The sequence below is a fragment of the Pseudomonas sp. PDM18 genome, from assembly GCF_014852585.1.
Taxonomy (GTDB): domain Bacteria; phylum Pseudomonadota; class Gammaproteobacteria; order Pseudomonadales; family Pseudomonadaceae; genus Pseudomonas.
In genome coordinates, this window is record NZ_JACVBX010000010.1 from 187324 (window position 1) to 211902 (window position 24579).

Below are 24579 nucleotides of genomic sequence, written 5' to 3' on the forward strand. Positions count from 1 at the left end.
CAATGAGCATGGGGGAAGTGTCCGGCAACGCCGCAGACGCGGGTGCGAGCGCGGTCAATTCAGAACTAGCGCCCCAGATAAACCTCTATGACCTGCTCATTCGCCTGTACGTCCTCCAGCGAACCCTCGGCAAGCACGTGCCCCTGGTGCAGCACGCTGACGTGGTCGGCGATGCTGCCGACGAAGCCCATGTCGTGCTCCACCACCATCAGCGAATGCTTTCCGGCGAGGGACTTGAACAGCTCGGCGGTGAACTCGGTCTCGGCGTCGGTCATGCCCGCCACCGGCTCGTCCAGCAGCAACAGTTGCGGCTCCTGCACCAGCAGCATGCCGATCTCCAGGAACTGCTTCTGCCCGTGGGAGAGCAGCCCGGCGGGGCGGTTGCGCGACTCGCGCAGGCGGATGGTGGTGAGCACCTCCTCGATGCGGTCCTTCTGCTCGCCGGAGAGCTTTGCCCGCAGGCTGGCCCACACCGACTTGTCGGTCTTCTGCGCGAGCTCCAGGTTCTCGAACACCGAGAGCGCCTCGAACACCGTGGGCTTCTGGAACTTGCGGCCGATGCCGGCCTGGGCGATCTCCACCTCGCTCATGCGGGTCAGGTCGAGGGTTTCGCCGAAGAAGGCCTTGCCATTGTCCGGACGGGTCTTGCCGGTGATCACGTCCATCAGCGTGGTCTTGCCCGCGCCGTTGGGGCCGATGATGCAGCGCAGTTCGCCGACGCCGATATACAGCGTGAGGTCGCGCAGGGCGCGGAAGCCATCGAAGCTGACATTGATGTCTTCCAGGGTGAGGATGGTGCCGTGGCGCACGTCCAGCTGGCCGCTGGCGCTCGAACCGATGCCGATGGCATCGCGGCTGGCGCCTGGGTCTCGGTTGGGATCGTAGGCCGGTTCCAGCATCAGGTGGGGGACCGCTCTCATTGCTCTTTCTCCCGCTTGATCAGGCCGAGGATGCCGCGCGGCAGGTACAGGGTGACGACGATGAACAGCGCGCCGAGGAAGAACAGCCAGTACTCGGGAAAGGCCACGGTGAACCAGCTCTTCGCGCCGTTCACCACGCCTGCGCCGAGCAGCGGGCCGATCAGCGTGCCGCGCCCGCCGAGGGCGACCCAGACGGCGGCCTCGATGGAGTTGGTCGGCGACATTTCGCTGGGGTTGATGATGCCCACCAGCGGCACGAACAAAGCGCCGGCCAGACCACAAAGCACCGCGCTGAGGGTCCAGACGAAGAGCTTGTAGCCGCGCGGGTCGTAGCCGCAGAACATCAGGCGGTTCTCGGCATCGCGCAGGGCGGTGAGCACCCGGCCGAACTTGCTGCGCGCCAGGGCGAAACCGATGGCCAGGCTCGCCGCCAGCAGCAGGACGATGGCGATGAACAGTGCCGCGCGGGTACCCGGTGCGGTGATCGGAAAGCCGAGGATGCTGCGGAAGTTGGTGAAGCCGTTGTTGCCGCCGAAGCCCGTCTCGTTGCGGAAGAACAACAGCATGCCGGCGAAGGTCAGCGCTTGGGTCATGATCGAGAAATACACGCCCTTGATCCGCGAGCGGAAGGCGAAGAAGCCGAACACCAGCGCCAGCAGGCCGGGCGCCAGCACCACCAGGCACAGCGCCCAGAGGAAATGCTGGGTGCCGGCCCAGTACCAGGGCAGCTCGGTCCAGGAGAGGAAGGTCATGAACGCCGGCAACTGGTCGCCGGCCGCCTCGCGCATCAGGTACATGCCCATGGCGTAGCCGCCGAGGGCGAAGAACAGCCCGTGGCCCAGCGACAGCAGGCCGGCGTAGCCCCAGACCAGGTCCAGCGCCAGGGCGACGATGGCGTAGCAGAGGATCTTGCCGGTGAGCGTCAGCCCGTAGGCGGAGAGGTGCAGCGCGTGGCTCTCCGGCAGCAGGTGCAGCAGCGGCAGGATCAGCAGCGCGACGAGGGCGGCGCCGACGAGGCCGGCGGTGAGTTTCGGGCCGGCCTTCTGCGCGGCCGTCACGGTGAGTGGCTGGTTCAATCGATGACCCTCCCTTTCAGAGCGAAGAGCCCCTGCGGACGTTTCTGGATGAACAGGATGATCAGCGCGAGGATCAGGATCTTGCCCAGCACCGCGCCGATCTGCGGTTCGAGGATCTTGTTCGCGACGCCCAGGCCGAAGGCGGCGAACACGCTGCCGGCGAGCTGGCCGACACCGCCGAGCACCACCACCAGGAAGGAGTCGATGATGTAGCTCTGGCCTAGGTCCGGGCCGACGTTGCCGACCTGCGACAGCGCCACGCCACCGAGGCCGGCGATGCCCGAGCCGAGGCCGAAGGCGAGCATGTCCACGCGGCCGGTGGGCACGCCGCAACAGGCAGCCATGTTGCGGTTCTGGGTGACGGCGCGGACGTTCAGGCCCAGCCGTGTACGGTTGAGCAGCAGCCAGGTGAGCGCCAGCACGAACAGCGCGAAGCCGATGATGACGATGCGGTTCCACGGCAGCACGAGGTTGGGTAGTACCTGGATGCCGCCGGACAGCCAGGCCGGATTGGCCACCTCGACGTTCTGCGCGCCGAATAGGACGCGCACCAGCTGGATCAGCACCAGGCTGATGCCCCAGGTGGCGAGCAGGGTTTCCAGCGGACGACCGTAGAGATGGCGGATCACCGTGCGCTCCAGTGCCATGCCGATGCACGCGGTGACCAGGAAGGCCACCGGTAGCGCGAGCAGCGGGTAAAGCTCCAGTACGCCGGGCGCATAACGCTGGCAGAGCAACTGCACCACGTAGGTGGAGTAGGCGCCGAGCATCAGCATTTCGCCGTGGGCCATGTTGATCACCCCGAGCAGGCCGTAGGTGATCGCCAGGCCTAGCGCGGCGAGCAGCAGGATCGAGCCCAGCGACAGGCCGCTGAAGGCCTGGCCGAACAGGTCGCCCATCAGCAGCCGGCGCTTGACCTGGCCGAGGCTGGTGGCGGCTGCGGTGCGCACTGAGTCGTCGGGTTCGACGGCGGGATCGAGCAGGTTCTCCAGGCGAGTGCGTGCCTGCGGATCGCCGGATTCCCCCAGCAGTCGCACGGCGGAGAGGCGCACCGCCGGAGCCGGGTCGGCCAGCTGCAGGTTGGCCAGGGCCAGTTGCAGGGCGGCCTTGACGTCGTCGTCGGATTCCTCGTTGAGGCGGTATTCGAGCAGCGTACGTTGCGCCGGGCGAGCGCTCTTCTGCAACTGGCGCGCGGCGTCCAGGCGCACTTCGACGCTGTCGGCGACCAGCTGGTGGCTGGCCATGGCGGTGTTCACCAGGCCGCGCAGGCGGTTGTTCAGGCGCAGCTTGTCGGGCTCGCCGACCGGCGCGGCGCCGCCGTCCGCGGGCTGGTATTGCCCGGCGTCACCGAGGAGGAAGGCACGGCCCTGCGCATCGACGGCGAGACGGCCTGACTGGATGGCTTCCAGCAACGGCAGGCGGTCGGCGTCGGGCGCGGCGGCCCATTGTTCGAGCAGTTTGGCGCGGGCGTCGTTGTCGGCGCTGGCGAAATCTTGTGCAGGGCCGGCGAAGGCGAGCTGCGGCAGCAGCGCGACTAGCGTCATGGCGCAGAGGCGGAGCAGGTGGAGCAAGGCAGTGGGCATCTTCGGAGTTCCCTGGGCAGCCGTGTGGGGCGGTTTGCCCTCTCCCTGCCCCTCTCCCTGAAGGGAGAGGGGACGTTCAGCCGACCTCGGGAGTGGTCGATTGCGCCGTGCCATCGGCTACGCGCCGAACGGCTCCCTCTCCCTTCAGGGAGAGGGCTGAGGAGAGGGCCTTTACAGGCGGGTACTCAGTTACTGCGCACCGCGTAATCCGGCTTCTTGTCGTTGCCCGGAATGAACGGGCTCCACGGTTGGGCGCGGATCGGCTCGGGGGTCTTCCAGACCACGTTGAACTGACCGTTATCCTCGATCTCGCCGATCATCACCGGCTTGTGCAGGTGGTGGTTGGTTTTGTCCATGGTCAGGGTGAAGCCCGACGGCGCCTTGAAGGTCTGCCCGCCCATGGCTTCGCGGACCTTGTCGACGTCGGTGCTGCCGGCCTTCTGCACGGCCTGCGCCCACATGTGGATGCCGACGTAGGTGGCCTCCATCGGGTCGTTGGTCACGGCGGTGCTGTAGTTGGGCAGGTTCTTGGCCTTGGCGTAGGCCTTCCAGTCAGCGACGAACTTGCTGTTCTCCGGGTTCTTCACCGATTCGAAGTAGTTCCACGCGGCGAGGTTGCCCACCAGCGGTTTGGTGTCGATGCCGCGCAGTTCCTCCTCGCCCACGGAGAAGGCCACCACCGGCACTTCGGTGGCTTCCAGGCCCTGGTTGGCCAGCTCCTTGTAGAACGGCACGTTGGAGTCGCCGTTGACGGTGGAGATCACCGCAGTCTTGCCGCCGGCGGAGAACTTCTTGATGTCGGCGACGATGGTTTGATAATCGCTGTGGCCGAACGGCGTGTAGACCTCCTGGATATCCTTGTCGGCCACACCCTTGCTGTGCAGGAAGGCGCGCAGGATCTTGTTGGTGGTGCGCGGGTAGACGTAGTCGGTGCCCAGCAGGAAGAAGCGCTTGGCGGCGCCGCCGTCCTCGCTCATCAGGTATTCCACCGCCGGGATAGCCTGCTGGTTCGGCGCGGCACCGGTGTAGAAGACGTTGGGCGACATTTCCTCACCCTCGTACTGCACCGGGTAGAACAGCAGGCCGTTGAGCTCCTCGAACACCGGCAGCACGGATTTGCGCGACACACTGGTCCAGCAGCCGAAGACCACCGCGACCTTGTCCTGGGTCAGCAGCTGGCGCGCCTTCTCGGCGAACAGCGGCCAGTTGGAGGCCGGGTCGACCACCACCGCTTCGAGCTTCTTGCCGTTCACCCCGCCCTTGGCGTTGATCTCGTCGATGGTCATCAGCGCCATGTCCTTGAGCGAGGTCTCGGAGATCGCCATGGTGCCGGACAGCGAGTGCAGGATGCCGACCTTGATGGTCTCGGCGGCCTGGGAGCTGAACGGGAACAGACCGGTGAGCAGCAGGGCGCTCATGGCCAGCGTACTTTTCAACAGCGGACGACGTTTCATCGCGGCAGCCTCCTTGGCTATTCAGGGGCGGGGAGTTGCCGGTGCGGCAGCTTCCCCGGAAATGGGGCGATCCCGCGCGGGATCGAAGCTGCCATCGCAGCATCCGTGCCAAACAGGCAAAAGCCTTGGCGCAGATGGGCTGCACGCGATTTTCTGTCGTAATGGTGAGGTTTTTCAGTGCGCAGCTTTGGTGCGCCGAGCGCCCTTTGGTGCGTGGCGCTCACCAAAGGAGCGCGTTATTGCGGGAGGAAGTAGCCGCGCACGCCGGTCATGATGATCTGCGCGGCAAGGGCGCAGACGAACAGCCCCATCAGGCGGCTGACGATCATCAGGCCCTGTTCGCCGAGGACTTTCTCGATCTTGTCCGAGAGGTAGAGCGTGACGCCGACGGTCAGGCAGGCGAGGAGGATTGCTGCCAGGGCCGACAGCTTGTGCTCCCAGTCCTGGTTCACGCCCATCACCAGCAGCGCACCGATGGTGCCGGGGCCGACGGTGATGGGGATGGTCAGCGGGACGATGGTGACGTCCTGCTGCACGTTGTCCGCCTGCACCGCCGAGCGCCCCTGGGCCATGCCCAGCGCAGAGATGAACAGCACGCTGCCCGCGCCGATGCGGAAGGCGTCGGCGGTGATGCCGAACAGAGTGAAGATGTAGCGCCCGAAGAGGTATAGCAGCACGCTGGCGATCAGCGCCGCCAGGGCCACGCGCCAGGCCATGCGCTTGCGGTCGCGCGGGGCGAAGCCGCGGTTGAGGCTGATGAAGCAGGACAGGACGAAGAAGGGGCTATAGAGCACCAGCATCTTCAGGTACACGCTGAACATCACTTGCATGGGAGCGACTCGTCCGGATTGAGAGGGCGCGGCAGGGCAAAGCATAGCGGTTGAGGCGGCGGGTGGCATTGCGGCGGGGCAAATGCCAGAACGGGTTTGCGTCAGTGCAGGATATCGGAGCGAGTGTGGAAGTTGCCGGAGTAGCGGACCAGGGCCGGATGCTCCGATGCTTCGAACTTGAAGATGACGGACCCTTCAAGAAACGTGTCAGGGCAGTCTGCCACTTTGGATACGTAGTACCGCAGATTGTGTTTACGGAAGGCTTCCCGAAGAGGCTCAGGTAGCGTCTCTGCGGATTCGTTGCTGATGAGGAACTTCTCGCCGTACTGCGCCTGGAACAGTTTTATTCGCCAGTAGCTGCTCTGACTGAAGTCGATCATGACGTCGTCGATGTACTCGGCGTGTTTCTTTTCGCCCATGGAGTTGGTGCTGCCCGAATCGCTCATCAGGGATCAGGAAGGCAGCGCGTCGCTCTGCTGGTGCAGGCGGCGCTCGCGTTCGCCGACCCAGTAGGCCACCAGTTCGCGCAGCTGTGACAGCTCCACCGGCTTGGCCATGTGGCCGTCCATGCCGACCAGTCGCGCGCGCTCCTTGTGCTCGCTGAGGATGTGCGCGGTGAGTGCCACCACCGGGGTGTGCGGGCGCTGTTCGCTGGCTTCCCAGGCGCGCAGGCGCTCGGTGGCGGAGAAGCCGTCGAGCACCGGCATCTCGCAGTCCATCAGCACCAGGTCGTACTGGGTCGCCTTCATCGCGGCCAGGGCTTCCTCGCCGTTGCTGGCGGTATCGGGCTGCAGGTTGAGCTTGCTCAGCATGCCGCGGATGACCTTGGTGGAGATGCTGTTGTCCTCGGCGACGAGGATGCGGAAGTCGCTGGGCGGCACGTTCGAAACCGGCTCGCTGGCCGGCGAAAGGTAGTTGCTCACGCCGCTCGGGCCACGGCGGGACAGTTCCTCGGCCAGGGTAGCCTTGAGCGTGTAGCCGGCCACCGGCTTGGCGAGGATGCGCTTGATCCCGGCGTTGCGCGCGATGATCTTGCTCGGCGCGTTGCTGATGCCGGTGAGCATGATCAGCAGGATGTCGTGGTTGAGGTTCGGGTCTTCCTGGATCTTGGTCGCCAGCTGCATGCCGGTCATGCCAGGCATATCCTGGTCCAGAAGGACCACATCGAAGTATTCGCGCAGGTGCGCCTTGGTGCGCAGCTGGGCCAGCGCTTCCTTGCCCGACGACACCGCGCTGACGTTCATGCCCCAGGCGCTGCATTGCTGCACCACCACCTTGCGGCAGGTCTGGTTGTCGTCCACCACCAGCAGGCGCGCGCCCTGCAGCGGGCTGTCGAGGTCGGCGCCGGCCTGGTCGATCTGCTGCGGGTCGAGCGGCAGACTGAGCCAGAGCAGGTTGCCCGAATCGCCACCGCTGTCGCCGCTCTCTATTCCAAATTCCCCGGACATCAGGCGGATCAGCTGGCGCGCAATGATCAGGCCGAGGCGGCTACTGATGCGGGTGGCGGAGAGGAAATCGCGGCTGTGCAGCTCGGCGGTGAGCAGGGCCTGGCGGTCGGCGCTGTCCAGCGGACGGCCGCTGTCCTGCACGGCGATGCGCAGGCGCGGACGGTCGGGCGGGCCGTCGAGCGCGACGACGAGGAGGATCTCGCCCTCGTCCGTCTGCTTGAAGGCATTGTCCAGCAGGCTCAGTACGGCTTGGCGCAGGCGTGTCGGGTCCCCGCTGACGATGCGTGGCACCTGCGGCTGGGTGAAGCTGATCAGCTCGACCTTCTGTTGCTCGGCCTTGGCGCGGAAGATCGCCAGGCAGTCCTCGATCAGCGCGCCGAGGTCGAACTGCACCTCGTCCAGTTCGATCTGCCCGGACTCCAGCTTGGAAATGTCGAGAATCTCGTTGATCAGCGAGAGCAGTTCGTTGCCCGCGCTGTGGATGGTCTGCACGTAGTCGCGCTGCTTGGCCGAGAGCGGAGTGCCGAGCAGCAGCTCGGTCATGCCCAGCACGCCGTTCATGGGGGTGCGGATCTCGTGGCTGATCTTGGCCAGGAAGTCACCCTTGGCCTTGAGTTCGGCGACGTTGGCGGCGCGCTGGCGGCTGGCGGCGAACTGGTCGTTCTGGATTTTCCGCTGGCGTTCGGCGAGCGCCAGGCTGAGCAGGAAGCCCACCACTGCCGAGAGCCCGAGCAGGCCGCTGCCGAGCCATTCCGCGCGCGTCGCCACGTAGCCCAGCAGCGACGGCAGGCATAGACACCAGGCCACCACGAACAGGCCCATGCCGATGGCGAACAGGCGCGCCGGCCGGTACGCATGGATCCAGTAGTAGACCGCCACGCCGAGCATGCCCAGGGTCACCAGGGTGATAAGCCCGTACACCAGGCTGCTGATGGACAGCCCCAGCAGCAGGTTGAGGGCGACGCACAGGATCGCCAGTGTGGCGGTGCCGCCCAGCAGCAGACGCTTGAGTGGCAGGCGCGGGGTAAGGTCACGGAAGAAGCTGGCGGTGTAGCCCAGCGCGCAGAACAGTGTCACTACCAGGCAGGCCAGCGCGACCATCGGCTGCAGCGATTGGTTGTTTCCGTACCAGGGGCTGAGCAGACCGAACAGGTTCAGGCAGGCCAGCAGCAGGCTGGCGTGTACGCCGGCGAGCCACAGTCCGCTGGCGACGCGTGTATAGGCGAAACGCACGAGGTTGTAGAGCAGCAGCATGGCCAGGCAGCCGATCAGTACGCCGAAGTGCAGCGGGCGCTGGTCGTTGCTCGGCTGGCCGGCGGCCTCGATGCTGATGTTCGGTCGCAGCGGCATGGCCGACGACAGGCGCAGGTAGAGGTCCAGCGGCTCGGCGGCGGTACGCAGGGGAATCACCAGGTCGCTGCTGAGCAGTGGGCGCTGCACTGGGGAAAGATTGCCGGCGCTCTTCTGCTCGAGGACTTTCTGCCCGTCGAGGATGAACATCTCGAAGCTGTCCAGGCTTGGCGCGAACAGGCGCAGTTGCTGGGGCTCGTCGTTGGCGGGGAGGCGGACGTGCAGCCAGGTCGCGCCGGGGCCGGCGGGAGCGTGCAGGTCGTTGATGTCGAGGGGGCTGAAGAGGGTACGGTAGCGCGGGGAGATCACGTCCTGCAGTTGCAGGCGGGCGTCACTGTCGTGGAGCTGGGACCAGCCGGGATCCTGGCTTGCCGCGTAGGTCGGAAGACAGACCAGAGCGGCCAGCAGCAAGCTGACGAGGAGTCCTGTGGCAGTCCAGAGCCGACGCACGGCGAAGTCCCTTCGGTAGTGAGTGGGCGGATTATAGCCAAGTGTGCTGAAGGCCGTAATCCACCCGTGCACGCCGGGACCGGAGTGGCGGAGGCGTCCGACGAGGGACGCGTCCGCCCGTCGGATCAGCCCTCTCCGCGCTCGCGGGCAATGGCGCGATAGCCGATGTCCTTGCGGTAGAAGCTGCCGTTCCAGCGGATCTTCTCGGCCAGCCGGTAGGCCTGTTCCTGGGCCGAGGAGACGGTCGGGCCGATGGCGGTGGCGCACAGTACGCGGCCGCCGGCAGTGACGACCTGGCCGTCCTTGAGCGCGGTGCCGGCATGGAACACCTTGCCGTCGAGCTGGGCCGCAGCGTCCAGGCCTTCGATGACGTCACCCTTGGCGTAGTCGCCCGGGTAGCCGCCGGCGGCGATCACCACGCCCACGGTGGGACGTGGGTCCCAGGTGGCTTCGACCTTGTCCAGCGCCTTGGCCAGGGCGGCTTCGACCAGTAGGACCAGGGACGATTCTAGGCGGACCATGATCGGCTGGGTTTCCGGGTCGCCGAAGCGGCAGTTGAACTCGATGACCTTGGGCTTGCCGCTCTTGTCGATCATCAGGCCGGCATAGAGGAAGCCGGTGTAGACGTTGCCTTCCTCGGCCATGCCGCGCACGGTCGGGTAGATCACTTCGTCCATCACGCGCTTATGCACGTCGGCAGTCACTACCGGAGCGGGGGAGTAGGCGCCCATGCCGCCGGTGTTCGGGCCGCTGTCGCCGTCGCCGACGCGCTTGTGGTCCTGGCTGGTGGCCATGGGCAGCACGTTCTGGCCGTCGACCATGACGATGAAGCTGGCTTCCTCGCCGTCGAGGAATTCTTCGATCACCACGCGCGAACCGGCGTCACCGAAGGCGTTGCCGGCGAGCATGTCGCGCACGGCTTCCTCGGCTTCGGCCAGGGTCATGGCGACGATCACGCCCTTGCCCGCGGCCAGGCCGTCGGCCTTGATCACGATGGGCGCGCCTTTCTCTTTCAGGTAGGCCAGCGCCGGCTCGACTTCGGTGAAGTTCTGGTAGTCGGCGGTGGGGATCCGGTGGCGTGCGAGGAAGTCCTTGGTGAAGGCCTTGGAGCCTTCCAGCTGGGCGGCGCCAGCGGTGGGGCCGAAGATGTCCAGGCCACGGGCGCGGAACAGGTCGACCACCCCTTTGACCAGCGGAGCCTCGGGGCCGACGATGGTCAGCTGCACGTTCTTCGCGGCGAAATCGGCCAGTTCTTCCAGGGCCAGCACGTCGATGGCGACGTTCTCGCACTTGGCTTCGGTGGCGGTGCCGGCGTTGCCCGGCGCGACGAAAACCTTCTGTACGCGCGAATCCTGCGCGACCTTCCAGGCCAGCGCGTGCTCGCGACCGCCGCTGCCGATGATGAGTACGTTCATTGGAGTTCTCCTGAACAGTTCCGGCTTTGCCGGATTGTTGGGTATCGCTTCGCTCCACCCAACCTACGAGAGCTTTTTTCCAGCCTGTGCGAGGGCGCAATGGAGTGGCTGGATGCAAGGCGCGGACGGCTTAGACAAGCGGAGTTGCCTATTGGCAATGAGCATTGGCGAAGTCGTCCGCAACGCAGCAGACGGCCGCTACAGTGCGGCCGTCCCGGTTAATGCCTAAAGTGGCGCATGCCGGTGAACACCATTGCAATGCCGGCTTCGTCGGCAGCGGCGATCACTTCGTTGTCGCGCATCGAGCCACCCGGCTGGATCACCGCGGTGATACCGGCCTTGGCAGCGTTGTCGATGCCGTCGCGGAACGGGAAGAAGGCGTCCGACGCCATGACCGCACCCTTCACTTCCAGGCCGGCGTGCTCGGCCTTGATGGCGGCGATGCGGGCGGAGTTCACGCGGCTCATCTGGCCGGCGCCGACGCCGACGGTCTGGCGCGCCTTGGCGTAGACGATGGCGTTGGATTTGACGAACTTGGCGACTTTCCAGGCGAAGATCAGGTCGTGGATTTCCTGCTCGCTCGGGGCGCGCTGGGTAACGATCTTCAGGTCATCGGCAGTGATCATGCCGATGTCGCGGCTCTGCACCAGCAGGCCACCGTTGACGCGCTTGAAGTCCCAACCCGGCGCACGCTCGGCCGGCCACTCGCCACATTCGAGCAGGCGCACGTTGGCCTTGGCAGCGACCACGGCACGGGCGGCTTCGGAGATTTTCGGGGCGATGATGACTTCGACGAACTGGCGCTCGACGATGGCCTGGGCAGTCTCGCCGTCCAGCTCGCGGTTGAAGGCGATGATGCCGCCGAAGGCTGACTCGGTGTCGGTGGCGTAGGCCAGATCATAGGCCCTGCGGATGCCGCCTTCGTTTTCCGGAACCACGGCCACGCCGCACGGGTTGGCGTGCTTGACGATGACGCAGGCCGGCTTGACGAAGCTCTTCACGCACTCCAGCGCGGCGTCGGTGTCGGCCACGTTGTTGAACGACAGTTCCTTGCCCTGCAGCTGGATGGCGGTGGAGACGCTGGCCTCGCCCTTCTTCGCCTCGACGTAGAAGGCCGCGCTCTGGTGCGGGTTCTCGCCGTAGCGCATTTCCTGCGCCTTGATGAACTGGCTGTTGAAGGTGCGCGGGAAGGCGCCGCGAGCTTCGGTGGACAGGGTGTCGCGCGCCTGGTCGATGGTGCCCAGGTAGTTGGCGATCATGCCGTCGTAGGCCGAGGTATGCTCGAAGGCCTTCAGGGCCAGGTCGAAGCGCTGGGCGTAGGTCAGGCCGCCGGCTTTCAGGGCGCCGACGATGCTGGCGTAGTCACCGGCGTTGACCACGATGGCAACGTCCTTGTGGTTCTTCGCCGCGCTGCGGACCATGGTCGGGCCGCCGATGTCGATGTTCTCGATGGCGGTCGGCAGGTCGCAGTCGGCCTTGGCCACGGTCGCTTCGAACGGGTACAGGTTGACCGCCACCAGGTCGATCGGCTTGATGCCGTGCTCTTCCATCACCGCGCCGTCGAGGTCACGACGGCCGAGGATGCCACCGTGGATCTTCGGGTGCAGGGTCTTCACGCGGCCGTCCATCATTTCCGGGAAGCCGGTGTAGTCGGCCACTTCCACGGCGGCGATGGCGTTGTCCTTGAGCAGCTTGTAGGTGCCGCCGGTGGAGAGGATCTCCACGCCAAGGGCAGCCAGCTCACGGGCGAAATCGACGACGCCGGTCTTGTCGGAAACGCTGATCAGCGCACGGCGGACGGGCAGGCGGGTGGTTTGGTCGGTCATAACGGCTTCCACAAAGGCTTCGGGCTTTTCGCGTGTCAGGCGTGGGCCCGGCTGACCTTGAGGTCGCGGGCCCGCGCCTGCCACCTGTCAGAGAAGATCGTACTGCTTGAGTTTCTTGCGCAGGGTCCCGCGGTTCAGCCCCAGCAGTTCGGAGGCTTTGGTCTGGTTACCCTTCACGTAGTTCATGACGGTTTCCAGCAGCGGCGCTTCGACTTCGCAAAGCACCATGTTGTACACGTCCGTGACCGGCTGCCCTTCGAGATGGGCGAAATAGTTGTGCAGTGCCTTTTCCACGCTGTCGCGGAGGGTCTGACCCTCCTGCGTCGGAGTGGTCAGGTGCTGTTTAAGGTTGGCGTTGTCGCTCACGGGTGTCATTCCACTCACTAATGTCTCGGTCATCGTTGTCATGCGGCCACCCCTTCTCCGTTATTGTGGCGCTCGGCGAAGAACTGCCTGACGCTGGCGCTCTGTGCATCCGTGTCCTGCAAACGATTGAACTGGGAACGGAACTCCGCCGCTCCCGGTAGGGTTGCGAGGTACCAGCCCACATGCTTGCGGGCAATTCGCACACCCATTTCCTCCCCATAAAACGCATGCAATGCAGCGAGGTGCTCGAGCAGGATGCTCTGTACCTCGTGCAGACTCGGCGCCGGCAACAGCTCGCCGGTGCTCAGGTAATGATCGATCTCGCGGAAGATCCAGGGATTGCCCTGGGCGGCGCGGCCGATCAGCAGGGCATCCACGCCCGTCTGCTCGAAAACCTGCCGTGCCTTGCGCGGTGAATCGATATCACCATTGGCGAAGACCGGAATCGAAACCGCCTGCTTGATCGCCGCGATGGTTTCGTACTCCGCCTCGCCGGTGTAGAGGTCGGCACGGGTCCTGCCGTGTACCGCCAGCGCCTGGATGCCCGACTGCTCGGCGATCCGCGCCACCGTCACGCCGTTCTTGTTCGACCGGTCCCAGCCGGTGCGAATCTTCAGCGTGACGGGAACCTCTACCGCCGCGACCACCGCCTCGAGGATGTCGGCAACCAGCCGTTCATCCTTCATCAGCGCGGAACCCGCGGCCTTGTTGCAAACCTTCTTCGCCGGACAGCCCATGTTGATGTCGATGATCTGGGCGCCGAGCTCCACATTGCAGCGTGCAGCTTCCGCGAGCATCTGCGGGTCGCCGCCAGCGATCTGCACCGAACGCGGCTGATCCTCGTGGTCGTGCTGCAGGCGCAGGCGCGACTTGCGGCTGTTCCACAGGCGGACGTCGCTGGTGACCATCTCCGACACCACCATGCCGGCGCCGAGGCGGCGACAAAGCTGGCGGAACGGACGATCGGTGACGCCGGCCATCGGGGCCAGGATCAGTCTGTTGGGCAGTGTGTAGGAGCCGATGCGTACCACCGACTGGTTTTCCATGGTCAATGGGGCGGGAACACCGAGGCGCCGCGCGTTACAAGACTCGCGGGTGCTTTCGGGGCCTGCCACCGGTGCTAGCAAAAAAGGGAGGGCATGATACCCGCTCTCGATGACCGGATAAAGGCGATTTTGGATAAATTCTGAACAATCCCGGGCTTAGTACCCCAGGTAGGAAGACGAGCGGAACTGGCGCTCTCAGGCGCTTTGAGCTACCCGCCGGGTCATTCCGGCGAGTGGAAGCTCAGGCTGTAGTTCACCGCTTTGGGACCCGGATCGAGGATGTCCAGGGAGATGTGGATCGGCGTCTGCGGCGGCATCTCGCTCTGCCCGGCCAGTTCGCCCGAGAGGTACTCGCTGGGCTTGAAGCGGCGGCTGGCGATCAGCTGGCCGTTCAGATCGGCGAAGCGCATTTCCAGCAGCGGGAAGGGCTGGGAGAAGTTGGCGCGGTTGTAGATGATCGCGTCCACCACCAGCGCGCCGCTGAAGTCCGGGTGGCTGCGCACCACCAGGTTGCTGCTGCGGATCTGCTCCACGTCGACCTTGGAGGGCAGGGTGCAGCCCAGTTCCGGGCAGGCCTGCGCGAACCAGGGGCGGTATTGGTCCTGGCGAGCCAGTTCGTCGAAGTGATAGGCGATGTACTGCCCGGCGAGACCGGCCAGGGCCAACAGCACCAGAAGCAGCCAGAACAGGCGGCGGCCCCAGCGGCGCTTGGGCTTCTGCCAATCCAGTTGCAGGGGTTCGTCGCTCAGGTCGTGCAGGCCGCCATCGTGCAGTCCGGGTTCGGCGCGGCGATTATCGCCGCGCTGGTCGGCCAGCGGCGGCTCCTCGTCTTCATCGTCAGGCTCATCGTCATCGCGCCGGGCGCTGAAGGCGGGAAGTGTCTCGTCGTCGCTGGCTACCCTCAGAGGCTCGGCGCGCGAGGGCTCGACACGAGGGGGAGTTGGGTCGATACGCGGCTCATGCTCGGCGTCGTCCTCTGGCTCTTCCGGCTCCGGCTCCGGTTCTCTGTCGGCCACCAGGCGTGCGCTGGCGTGCGGCTCATCCGGCTCTTCCGCAGAAAGCTGGCCGAGTCTGGGTTCCTGGCGGGAGGCACGGCTGGTGCCTTTCTGTTCCTCTTCGATCAGGGCTTCGGCCCAGCGCTCGTCGTGCGGGTCGCGCTTCTCTTCCTGGCGGGTCTGCAGGGCCTCGCTGGGACGCGGCGCGCGGTCGATGCTGAGGAATTCCTGGGACAGCTCGAACTCGTCGAGCTTGGCCAGTTCCTCGTCGAGGTTGAGGCTGTCCAAGTCGAGATCGTCGTGAATCCACAGTGTCTCGTCTTTCTTTCCTGGTGCGGGCTTTCCTGGTGCGGGCGTCGGCGCAGGCTGGGGCGGCTCGCTGGACACGGTTGCCGTCGGGGCGATCACCGTGGCCGCAGCAACGGCCGGGGCGGGTTCGGTAACCGGTGTCGGTTTCGCTTCCACCTTCGTTTCGGCGATGGCGGGCTTTTCTGCCACATCGCTGGAATGCCGCGCTGCATGGGGTGCCAGCGGCCAGCCGAGGGTGGCGGTGCCGGGGGCGCTCGGTGCGGCGGGCTTTTCAGGCGTGAAGGTGCGGAAGGCCGGCGCGGGGACGGGCGCGGCTGCGATCGGCTCTTGGGCTTTAGGTGGCGCGATCGGCTCCGCTGCCGGGGCAGGCTTCGGCGCTTCGACGGGCGGAGTTGTAGTGACGGCCGGCGACGGAACCTGGGTCGGCTCGCCGACCATGTTCTGCGGCGCACTGAAGACCTTCAGGCAGGTTCCGCAGCGCACAGCACCGCTGGCCGCGCCCAGTTGCGCCGAGTTGACGCGGAAACGGGTCTGGCAATGGGGGCACTGGGTGATGAAGCTTTCGCTCATGCGGCGGTCCGGCGGAAAAATCTGGCGGTTAGTCTAACTCAAGCCCCGTACGGCGGGCACTCAGCGGCGGCGGCCGCTGATGCGGATCCAGCCATCGCGCTCGGCGGTCGGGTCGAGGTCGAAGGCGTCGGCGTAGGCAGCGCGTACTTCCTCGGCCTGCTCGGCGAGGATGCCCGAGAGAGCCAGCAGGCCACCGGATTTCACCAGCCCGGTGAGCTGCTCTGCCAATGTGACCAGCGGACCGGCCAGAATGTTCGCCACCAGGACGTCCGCCTGCGCCGTGGGCAGATCAGCGGGCATGTAGACGGGGAATTTCGTCGGGTCGATGCCGTTGCGCGAGGCGTTGTCGCGGGAGGCTTCCAGCGCCTGCGGGTCGATGTCGGTACCAACTGCCTGTTTGGCGCCCAGCAGCAGTGCGGCGATGGCGAGGATGCCCGAGCCGCAACCGAAATCCAGCACGTTCTGGCCGGCCAGTTCCTGGCCGTCGAGCCATTCCAGGCACAGCGCAGTGGTCGGGTGGGTGCCGGTACCGAAGGCCAGGCCCGGGTCGAGCAACAGGTTCACCGCTTCCGGTTCCGGGGCATCGTGCCAACTGGGGACGATCCACAGGCGCCGGCCGAAGCGCATCGGCTTGAAGTTGTCCATCCAGCTGCGTTCCCAGTCCTGGTCTTCGATGCGCTCGATCTGGTGCTCCGGCAGCTCGCCGCCGGTCAGCAGGGTCAGGTGGGCGATCAGCGAGTCTTCGTCGGTGTCCGCTTCGAACAACGCGAGCAGGTGGGTGTGGCTCCACAGTGGGGTGGTACCCAGGTCCGGCTCGAAGATCGGCTGGTCTTCGGCGTCCATGAAGGTCACGGAGACGGCGCCGACTTCCAGCAGCGCATCTTCATAGGTTTCCGCCTGATCCGGGGTGATGGCGAGTCGGACTTGAAGCCAGGGCATGGGGCGGTACCTCGATCGTGCCGGGATGGAGCTGGAAAAGACAACGGACCGCCTGGGCGGCCCGCAGATAAAGGCGGCAAGCTTACTGCACGGCACCTTGCCATGCCAGCGCGCAGGGGCCGCAAAGCACAAGGGCCGCCCAGAGGCAGCCCTTGTAGTGGAGCGAGGCGGGGCAGGCTTAGTGCTTGTCCATGCCCAGCTTCTTCTCCAGGTAGTGGATGTTCACGCCACCCTTGCAGAACTCTTTATCGCGGACCAACTCCTTGTGCAGCTCGGTGTTGGTCTTGATGCCATCGACGATCAGCTCGTCCAGCGCATTACGCATGCGCGCCAAGGCTTCATCGCGGTCCTTGCCGTAGGTGATGATCTTGCCCACCAGCGAGTCGTAGTTCGGCGGTACGGCGTAGCCGCTGTACAGGTGCGAATCCACACGCACGCCGTTGCCGCCCGGTGCGTGGAAGTGCTTCACCTTGCCGGGGCTGGGCATGAAGGTCTTCGGGTCTTCGGCGTTGATCCGGCATTCCAGCGCATGGCCACGGATGACCACGTCTTCCTGCTTGATCGACAGCTTGTTGCCCGAGGCGATGCTGAGCATTTCCTTGACGATGTCGATACCGGTGACCATTTCCGACACCGGATGCTCCACCTGCACGCGGGTGTTCATCTCGATGAAGTAGAAGCGGCCGTTCTCGTAGAGGAACTCGAAGGTGCCGGCGCCACGGTAGCCGATTTCCACGCAGGCCTGGACGCAGCGGGCCAGCACTTCGGCGCGGGCCTTCTCGTCGATGCCCGGTGCTGGGGCTTCTTCCAGCACCTTCTGGTGACGACGCTGCAGGGAGCAGTCGCGGTCGCCCAGGTGGATGGCATTGCCCTGGCCGTCGGAGAGGACCTGGACTTCCACGTGACGCGGGTTGGTCAGGAACTTCTCCAAGTAGACCATCGAGTTGCCGAAGGCCGCGCCCGCTTCGGTGCGGGTCAGCTTGGCGGACTTGATCAGGTCTTCTTCCTTGTGCACGACGCGCATGCCGCGACCACCACCGCCACCGGCGGCCTTGATGATCACCGGGTAGCCAACCTCGCGGGCGATGGCCAGCGCGGTTTCTTCATCTTCGGGCAGCGGGCCGTCGGAGCCCGGTACGGTCGGCACGCCGGCTTTCTTCATGGCGTCCTTGGCGGACACCTTGTCACCCATCAGGCGGATGACGTCGGCGCTCGGGCCGATGAAGGTGAAGCCCGAGCGCTCGACCTGCTCGGCAAAGTCGGCGTTCTCGGCGAGGAAACCGTAGCCGGGGTGGATACCCACGGCGCCGGTGACCTCGGCTGCGGCGATGATCGCCGGGATGTGCAGGTAGGACTGCGCGGCCGGGGCCGGACCGATGCAGACCGCTTCGTCGGCCAGCGACAGGTGCATCAGCTCGCGGTCGGCGGTCGAGTGCACGGCCACTGTCTTGATGCCCAGCTCCTTGCACGCGCGCAGGATGCGCAGCGCGATTTCGCCGCGGTTGGCGATCAGTACTTTTTCCAACATCGCAGGTTCCCCGCGGTTTAAACGATGGTGAACAGGGGCTGGTCGAACTCGACCGGCTGACCGTTCTCCACGAGGATCTGACCGATCACACCGCTGGTCTCGGCCTCGATGTGGTTCATCATCTTCATGGCTTCGACGATGCAGAGGATGTCGCCTTTCTTCACGCTCTGGCCGACTTCGACGAAGTTGGCGGAGGTCGGCGAGGCAGCGCGGTAGAAGGTGCCGACCATCGGCGAGCGCACGGCGCCGGCGAGGTTCTGGGCAGCCGGGGCGGCTTCGGCGGCCGGGGCAGCAGCGACTGGAGCGGCGGCCGGGGCCGGGGCCGGAGCCGGAGCGTAGGCCGGGGCGGCAGCATAGATCGGCTGGGCGGCGGTCTTGCTGTGACGGCTGATGCGTACGGACTCTTCGCCCTCTTTGATCTCCAGTTCGTCGATACCGGATTCTTCGAGCAGTTCGATCAGTTTCTTGACTTTACGGATGTCCATCAGTGTTCGCTCTCCCAGGTGAGGTCACGGGCGTTCAAGTTGTTCAAGGGCGGACTCCAGGGCCAGGCGATAGCCTGTGGCTCCCAGGCCGCAGATCACCCCTACCGCCACGTCGGAGAAGTAGGAGTGATGCCGGAAAGGTTCACGTTTGTGCACGTTGGAGAGGTGCACTTCGATGAATGGGATGCTCACTGCGAGCAATGCGTCACGTAGCGCGACACTTGTATGCGTGAAAGCGGCCGGATTGATGAGGATGAAGTCCACGCCTTCGTTGCGCGCGGCGTGGATCCGGTCGATCAATTCGTACTCGGCGTTGCTCTGCAGGTGCAGCAGGTGGTGGCCGGCCTCGCGGGCGCGGCGCTCCAGGTCCTGGTTGATCTGCTCGAGGGTGACGGAGCCGTACTTGTCGGGCTCGCGGGTGCCCAGCAGGTTGAGGTTGGGCCCGTGCAGTACCAGTAAGGTCGCCATCTGGATGCGGTAGTCCTTGTTCTTGGCGGGATAAAGATAGGGCGGGACTATGCCGGAAAGTCGGCGTGACTGTCCAGTCATGCTGGTTTTGCCGTAGATGTCAGCATGTTGCCAGCTGATTACGGCAAAACCACTGCAATCAAACTGTGATCAGGAGCGCGTTCCAGCCTGTTTCAGGCGGTCGGCCAGGGTGGCAGCGTCGGTCTCGCCGATGATGCGCAGATCGCTCCATTCGTCGCCTTTAGGCGAGAAGAACAGCAAGGCGGGTGGGCCGAACAGGTTGTAGCGGTCGAGCAGGGCGCGCTGTTCCTCGGTGCTGGCCGTCATGTCGAAGCGCAGCAGGACGAAGCCGGGCAGTTGCGACTGGACTTCCGGTGCCGGTAGCACCTGGCGCTCGATGATCTTGCAACTGATGCACCAGTCGGCGTACCAGTCCAGCAGCACCGGCCGACCGGCGGCCTGGGCGCTGGCTAGCGCGGCGTTGAGCTGCGCCGGGGTGGTGACGTTCTGCCAGTCGCCAGGGGTGGACGTCGGTGGGCCCGCATGCAGACCTGGGGTGTTGCGGCCCAGCGGGTGCAACGGGTCGGACTCGCCGCGCAGGGCGCCGGTCCAGGCGGCCACGGCGTAGACCAGCAGCATCAGGCCGAACAACTGGCCGAGGCGCTGCAGCGGCTTCTTCGGTCCCAGTTCGAGGGTGCCGATGGCCAGGGCGACGCCGCCGGCCAGGGTACCCCACAGGGTCAGTGCCACCGGTCCGGACACCAGGCGTTCGAGCATCCAGATGGCCACGGCCAGCAGCATCACGCCGAAGACGTTGCGCACGCCGTTCATCCAGGCGCCGCTTTTGGGCAGCAGCGCGCCGCCACCGACAGCGAAGATCACCAGCGGCGTGCCCATGCCCAGGCCCAGGGAGAACAGCAGCAGGCCGCCGCCCACCGCGTCGCCGGTGCTGCTGATGTACAGCAGCAGGCCGGCCAGCGGGGCGGTCACGCAGGGCGAGACCAGCAGGCTGGAGAGCACGCCCAGGGTCGCTGCGCCGGCAATGGAGCCGCCGCGGGTGTTGTTCGCCACGTTGTCCAGGCGTTCGCGGATGAAGCCCGGCAGGCGCATCTCGAACACGCCGAACATGGCGATGGCGAAGACCACGAAGAAGGCCGCGAAGGGGATCAGCACCCAGGGCGACTGCAGCATCGCCTGCAGGTTGAGCTTGGCGCCGAACAGGCCCATCAGGGTGCCGAGCACCGCGTAGCAGGCCGCCATCGGCAGCACGTAGGCCAGCGACAGCGCCAGGCCGCGCATGCCGCCCGGACGGCCACGCAGCACGACGCCGGAGAGGATCGGCAGCATCGGCAGCACGCAGGGGGTGAAGGTCAGCGCCAGGCCCAGCAGGAAGAAGATCACCAGCGCGCGGCCGAGCTTCTTGATCTTGCCCGGCTCGTGGTCGCCCAGCAGGCTGGCCAGCGGGTTGCTCGAAGCGGCGGCGGACTTGGCGGCAGCAGAAGGCGCGGGACCGGTCAACACACTGGCGGCCTGGCCGTCGGCGATCTGCAGGCGAGTGGTTTCCGGCGCGTAGCACAGGCCCTTGTCGGCGCAGCCCTGGTAGCTGACGACCAGGGTGAAGGGCTTGTGCTGCGGGTTGACCAGCGGCACGTCGATGTCGGTGATGGCGTAATACACCACCGTGTCGCCGAAATAGTCGTCGTGATGCTGCTTGCCCGGTGGCAGCTTCACCTCGCCAATGCTCACGCCGCTGTCGGCGGGTTCGACCTTGAAACTGAAACGGTGCTGGTAGAGGTAATAGCCGTCGGCATTGATGAAGCGCAGCTTCACCTGCTGACTGTCGCTGTCCTCGACGCTGACGCGGAAGGCCTCGGCCACCGGCAGGAAGTCGCCCTTGGCCGGTTGCCCGACGGCGAAGCCGCCCTTGTCGGCGGGTTTGTCGAACAGGCCGGCGGAAGCGGGCAGGGCGATCAGCAGCAGGAGCAGGGTGAGCAGGCGGCGCATGGACATCTCGCGGACTACGTAATGGGCGGGCATAGGGCTGGCGGGCATGATAGCGGAAAGCTTCCGACGCGGCCCGAGGCGTTGCCGGAAGAGCTGTCACAAGACGTGATAGAGGCTGTGGGACTGCGCCTACGAGCCCCAGTTCCCCAGGCTCCGCTGCGTCAATCGGCCGCTCGCTGGCCGAAGGCCGCCAGCAGGTCGCTGACGAAGGCCTGTTCGGCGTCGCCGGGATGGCGTCCGCGGTGGCGGGTCAGGCTGAAGGCCACGTCGAAGCCCAGCTCGCCGGGCAGCAGTTCGCGCAGATGGCCACGCTCGATCCACGGTTGGGCGACATGCTTGGGCAAGTAGCCGATGTGTGCACCGGAAAGGATGAATGCCAGGCTGCCGTCCACCTGCTCGCAGCGCGCGCTGCTGCGACTGGTTTGCAGCGGCTCGTCGGCGGCGATGAAGCGGTAGGGGTGCAGGACCTGGTCGGCATCGGCCAGGGAGTCGCGGGTCGGTTTCTTCTCGAGGAAGGCCGGATGCCCGGCGCCGCAGTAGAGGCCCTGGGGTTCGACGAACAGGGTGTGATGTTCCAGCGCCGCCTGGGTGCCGGCGAAGTAGCCGACCGCCAGGTGCAGGCGGTCCTGCAGTAACTGGCGCTCCAGCTCGGCGGGCGTGGCGGTGATCAGTTCCAGGCTGACCGCCTCGTTGCGCTGGCGGAAGCGGCGGATCGCCCCGGACAGCTGCGCCAGGACTTCCACATCCAGCCCCTCGGAAAGTCCGATGCGCACCTCACCCAGCAGCTTGTCGGCTACGCCGCGCGCTTCGTCGCGAAATCCCTCGATGGCGACGAACAGGCGCCGCGTCGATTGCAGCAGGTGCTCGCCCTTGGGCGTCAGGCGGAAGCCGCCCTTGCCGCGTTCGCACAGGCGGTAGCCCAGGCGCGTCTCCAGCTTGGCCATCTGGATGCTGATACTCGGCTGGCTCAGCCCCAGTTCGCCCTGCGCGGCGCTGAAGCCGCCGCATTCCACCACGGTGACGAACAGCCGCAGCAGTTGCAGGTCGAGGTCGCGCAATTGGCTGAGCATGGCTGTCTCCAAACATTGCTTTGGTGAAATGCCAAAGTAATTAACTTTGTATTTTTACAAAGTAAAGCCCGCCCCATGCTCGCCCTATAACGACAACAACCTGAGGCGATGATCATGCGTGCGTTCTTCCAGGCTTCTCTCACGGTGCTGGCCGTGGCCCTGGCCATGCCCCTGCCGGCGCAGGAGCGGGTGCTCAACCTCTACAACTGGGCGGATTACGTCGGCGCCGATGCGCTGCAGCGCTTCCAGAAGGAAACCGGTATCCGCGTCAAATACGACACCTTCGACAGCGCCGAGGTGCTCGACAGCAAGCTGATGACCGGCCGCAGCGGCTACGACGTCGTGTTCCCCGCCAGCAGCGGGCTGGCCCGCGCCATCCAGGCCAAGGCGGTGCAACCGGTGGACGCCGCGCAGCTGAAGAACTTCGCCAACCTCGACCCGGAATTGCTGGCCAAGCTGGCCGCCATCGACCCCGGCAATCGCTTCGGCGTGCCCTACACCTGGGGCACCGTGGGCCTGGCGATCAACAAAAACGAGGTGCTCAAGCGCATCCCCGACGCCCCGCTGGACAGCCTCGACCTGCTGTTCAAGCCCGAGTACGCCAGCCGCCTGGCCGACTGCGGCGTCTCGCTGATCGACTCGCCCCAGGAAGTCATCAGCGTGGCGCTCAACTACCTGGGCAAGTCGCCATACAGCACCGACTCGGCGGACCTGGCCGAGGTCCGCCAGTTGCTGGAGAAGCTACAGCCCAGCGTGCGCTACATCGCCAGTGGCAAGCACATCAACGACCTGGCCAACGGCACGCTTTGCGTCGCCCTGACGTACACCGGCGATGCACTGATGGGCGCCGCCCAGGCCAAGCAGGCGAACAAGCCGTACGAGGTGATCTACCGGATTCCCAAGGAAGGCACGCTGATCTGGTTCGACACCATGGCCATCCCGGTGGACGCGCCACACCCGCATGAAGCCCGCGCCTTTATCGACTTCATGCTGCGCCCGGAATCCATCGCCGAGCTGACCAACACCCTGTACTTCGCCAACGCCAACCTGAAGGCCACGCCATTGCTGAATGCCGACGTGGCCGGCGATCCGGACATCTACCCGGCGCCGGCCATGCGCCAGAAGCTGTTCGGCGAGCAATTGCTGACCTTGAAGCAGCAGCGCGAGCGCACCCGGCTGTGGTCGGCGTTCCGTACCCGTAGCTGATTCGTGTGCGCTTGCCCTCTCCCTAACCCTCTCCCTGAAGGGAGAGGGGACCGTTCGGTGCAGGTTGAAGCCGTAGCGTCAGCCGGCACAGGCAGCTCCCTCTCCCTTCAGGGAGAGGGCGGGGGAAGAGGGTGGTCCCGCAGGCACCGAACCATCAGAACAACACAACAAAGACATTGATGAGGACACCATGGATCTCGCCCAAGACAACGACCAGGCCATCACCCGCGACAGCCTCTACGGCACCGCCGCCGAATCCACCTACGCCGGCATCACCAGCTTCATGCGCCGCCGCTACAGCCGCGACCTGAACGGCGTCGACCTGGTGGTCAGCGGCGTGCCCTTCGACACCGCCACCACCAATCGCCCCGGCAGCCGCTTCGGACCGCGGGCGATCCGCGCCGCCTCGGTGCAGATGGCCTGGGCCCGGCACTTCCCCTGGGAGTTCGATCCCTTCGACCACCTGGCGGTGATCGACTACGGCGACTGCTCCTTCGATCACGGCGTGCCGCAGGAAACCCCGGAAGTCATCGAAGCCCACGCCGCGCGCATCCTCGATGCCGGCTGCGCGTTGCTGACCCTGGGCGGCGACCACTTCATCAGCTACCCGCTGCTCAAGGCCCACGCGAAGAAGCACGGCCCGCTGTCGTTGATCCACTTCGACGCCCACAGCGACACCTGGCCGGACGAGGATTGCCAGCGCATCGACCACGGCACCATGTTCTACCACGCCGCCCGCGAGGGGCTGGTCGACCCGGCGCGCTCGGTGCAGGTCGGCCTGCGCACCACCAATGACGACGTGATGGGCTTCCAGGTGCTGGACGCCCGCGAAGTGCATCGCAACACGCCGCAGGCCATCGCCGAGCGCATTCGTGCGCGTGTTGGCGACCACCCGGTGTACCTGACCTTCGACATCGACTGCCTCGACCCGGCCTTCGCTCCGGGCACAGGTACACCGGTCTGTGGCGGACTGAGCTCGCACCAGGCGTTGGAAATCCTCCGCGCGCTGCGCGGTATCAACCTGGTGGGGATGGATGTGGTGGAAGTGGCGCCGCCCTACGACAGCGCCGAAATCACCGCCTTGGCCGGCGCGACTTTGGCGATGGAGATGGTTTGCCTGTACGCGGCTCGTCACAAGCTCGGCGAGCGTTGATGAGTTGATCTTGCCGGAGTGCTGGCGGGGCGCTTCGACAAGATCAAAGGCCCCTCACCCTAACCCTCTCCCACAAGCGGGAGAGGGG

General features: G+C 65.8%; 20 protein-coding genes. 2 read left to right on the top strand and 18 right to left on the bottom strand.

Translation table 11 applies throughout. The features are described 5' to 3' along the window. Positions 1-65 precede the first annotated feature (65 nt). From urtD to IB274_RS20590, 18 genes are all read right to left on the bottom strand, one after another. Complete coding sequence (gene urtD, locus IB274_RS20505; protein WP_192434253.1) at positions 66-920, bottom strand: urea ABC transporter ATP-binding protein UrtD; 855 nt, start codon at positions 918-920, stop codon at positions 66-68. Then, entirely contained in the window at positions 917-1996 is a 1080-nt protein-coding gene (gene urtC, locus IB274_RS20510) for an urea ABC transporter permease subunit UrtC (RefSeq protein ID WP_192434255.1), read from the bottom strand. Before urtC ends, urtD begins: the two co-directional genes overlap by 4 nt. Next, complete coding sequence (urtB, locus tag IB274_RS20515) at positions 1993-3579, bottom strand: urea ABC transporter permease subunit UrtB (protein WP_192434258.1); 1587 nt, start codon at positions 3577-3579, stop codon at positions 1993-1995. The genes urtC and urtB overlap by 4 nt, the downstream gene beginning before the upstream one ends. 185 nt (positions 3580-3764) lie before the next feature. Beyond that, entirely contained in the window at positions 3765-5033 is a 1269-nt protein-coding gene (urtA, locus tag IB274_RS20520; RefSeq protein WP_081515601.1) for an urea ABC transporter substrate-binding protein, read from the bottom strand. A gap of 236 nt (positions 5034-5269) precedes the next feature. After that, positions 5270-5863 carry a MarC family protein gene (locus tag IB274_RS20525; RefSeq protein WP_192434260.1) on the bottom strand — a complete coding sequence of 198 codons (594 nt, stop codon included), beginning with the start codon at positions 5861-5863 and terminating at the stop codon, positions 5270-5272. A gap of 101 nt (positions 5864-5964) precedes the next feature. Further along, positions 5965-6309 carry a hypothetical protein gene (locus IB274_RS20530; RefSeq protein WP_192434262.1) on the bottom strand — a complete coding sequence of 115 codons (345 nt, stop codon included), beginning with the start codon at positions 6307-6309 and terminating at the stop codon, positions 5965-5967. A gap of 6 nt (positions 6310-6315) precedes the next feature. Continuing rightward, a complete protein-coding gene (locus IB274_RS20535; protein WP_225614956.1) occupies positions 6316-9072 on the bottom strand; it encodes a hybrid sensor histidine kinase/response regulator in 2757 nt (918 codons plus the stop codon). A gap of 164 nt (positions 9073-9236) precedes the next feature. Further along, complete coding sequence (gene purD, locus IB274_RS20540) at positions 9237-10526, bottom strand: phosphoribosylamine--glycine ligase (protein ID WP_192434266.1); 1290 nt, start codon at positions 10524-10526, stop codon at positions 9237-9239. A gap of 218 nt (positions 10527-10744) precedes the next feature. After that, the gene (gene purH, locus IB274_RS20545; protein WP_192434269.1) at positions 10745-12352 is read right to left on the bottom strand and encodes a bifunctional phosphoribosylaminoimidazolecarboxamide formyltransferase/IMP cyclohydrolase; all 1608 of its coding nucleotides are present in this window, start codon (positions 12350-12352) and stop codon (positions 10745-10747) included. Between the two features lie 87 nt (positions 12353-12439). Further along, positions 12440-12760 (bottom strand): DNA-binding transcriptional regulator Fis, encoded by a 321-nt coding sequence (gene fis, locus IB274_RS20550; protein WP_026078947.1) that lies wholly within the window; start codon positions 12758-12760, stop codon positions 12440-12442. Next, on the bottom strand, positions 12757-13764 hold the full coding sequence (gene dusB / locus IB274_RS20555) for a tRNA dihydrouridine synthase DusB (protein WP_081515606.1): 1008 nt from the start codon (positions 13762-13764) through the stop codon (positions 12757-12759). Before dusB ends, fis begins: the two co-directional genes overlap by 4 nt. A gap of 221 nt (positions 13765-13985) precedes the next feature. Continuing rightward, entirely contained in the window at positions 13986-15638 is a 1653-nt protein-coding gene (locus tag IB274_RS20560; protein WP_192434271.1) for a DUF3426 domain-containing protein, read from the bottom strand. 60 nt (positions 15639-15698) lie between these two features. Next, on the bottom strand, positions 15699-16577 hold the full coding sequence (prmA, locus tag IB274_RS20565; RefSeq protein ID WP_192434273.1) for a 50S ribosomal protein L11 methyltransferase: 879 nt from the start codon (positions 16575-16577) through the stop codon (positions 15699-15701). Between the two features lie 178 nt (positions 16578-16755). Next, complete coding sequence (accC, locus tag IB274_RS20570) at positions 16756-18105, bottom strand: acetyl-CoA carboxylase biotin carboxylase subunit (protein ID WP_192434275.1); 1350 nt, start codon at positions 18103-18105, stop codon at positions 16756-16758. A gap of 17 nt (positions 18106-18122) precedes the next feature. Then, positions 18123-18590, bottom strand: a complete 468-nt coding sequence (gene accB, locus IB274_RS20575; RefSeq protein ID WP_192434277.1) for an acetyl-CoA carboxylase biotin carboxyl carrier protein — start codon at positions 18588-18590, stop codon at positions 18123-18125. Between the two features lie 24 nt (positions 18591-18614). Beyond that, the gene (gene aroQ / locus IB274_RS20580) at positions 18615-19058 is read right to left on the bottom strand and encodes a type II 3-dehydroquinate dehydratase (protein WP_192434396.1); all 444 of its coding nucleotides are present in this window, start codon (positions 19056-19058) and stop codon (positions 18615-18617) included. Between the two features lie 150 nt (positions 19059-19208). Then, positions 19209-21062 carry a protein-disulfide reductase DsbD gene (locus tag IB274_RS20585; RefSeq protein ID WP_192434398.1) on the bottom strand — a complete coding sequence of 618 codons (1854 nt, stop codon included), beginning with the start codon at positions 21060-21062 and terminating at the stop codon, positions 19209-19211. 161 nt (positions 21063-21223) lie between these two features. Further along, the gene (locus tag IB274_RS20590; RefSeq protein ID WP_192434279.1) at positions 21224-22132 is read right to left on the bottom strand and encodes a LysR family transcriptional regulator; all 909 of its coding nucleotides are present in this window, start codon (positions 22130-22132) and stop codon (positions 21224-21226) included. A gap of 114 nt (positions 22133-22246) precedes the next feature. Here IB274_RS20590 and IB274_RS20595 point away from each other — a divergent pair, with 114 nt between their 5' ends. Beyond that, complete coding sequence (locus tag IB274_RS20595; RefSeq protein WP_412548441.1) at positions 22247-23338, top strand: polyamine ABC transporter substrate-binding protein; 1092 nt, start codon at positions 22247-22249, stop codon at positions 23336-23338. Positions 23339-23528: 190 nt separating this feature from the next. Beyond that, complete coding sequence (speB, locus tag IB274_RS20600; RefSeq protein WP_192434283.1) at positions 23529-24491, top strand: agmatinase; 963 nt, start codon at positions 23529-23531, stop codon at positions 24489-24491. Positions 24492-24579 lie beyond the last annotated feature (88 nt).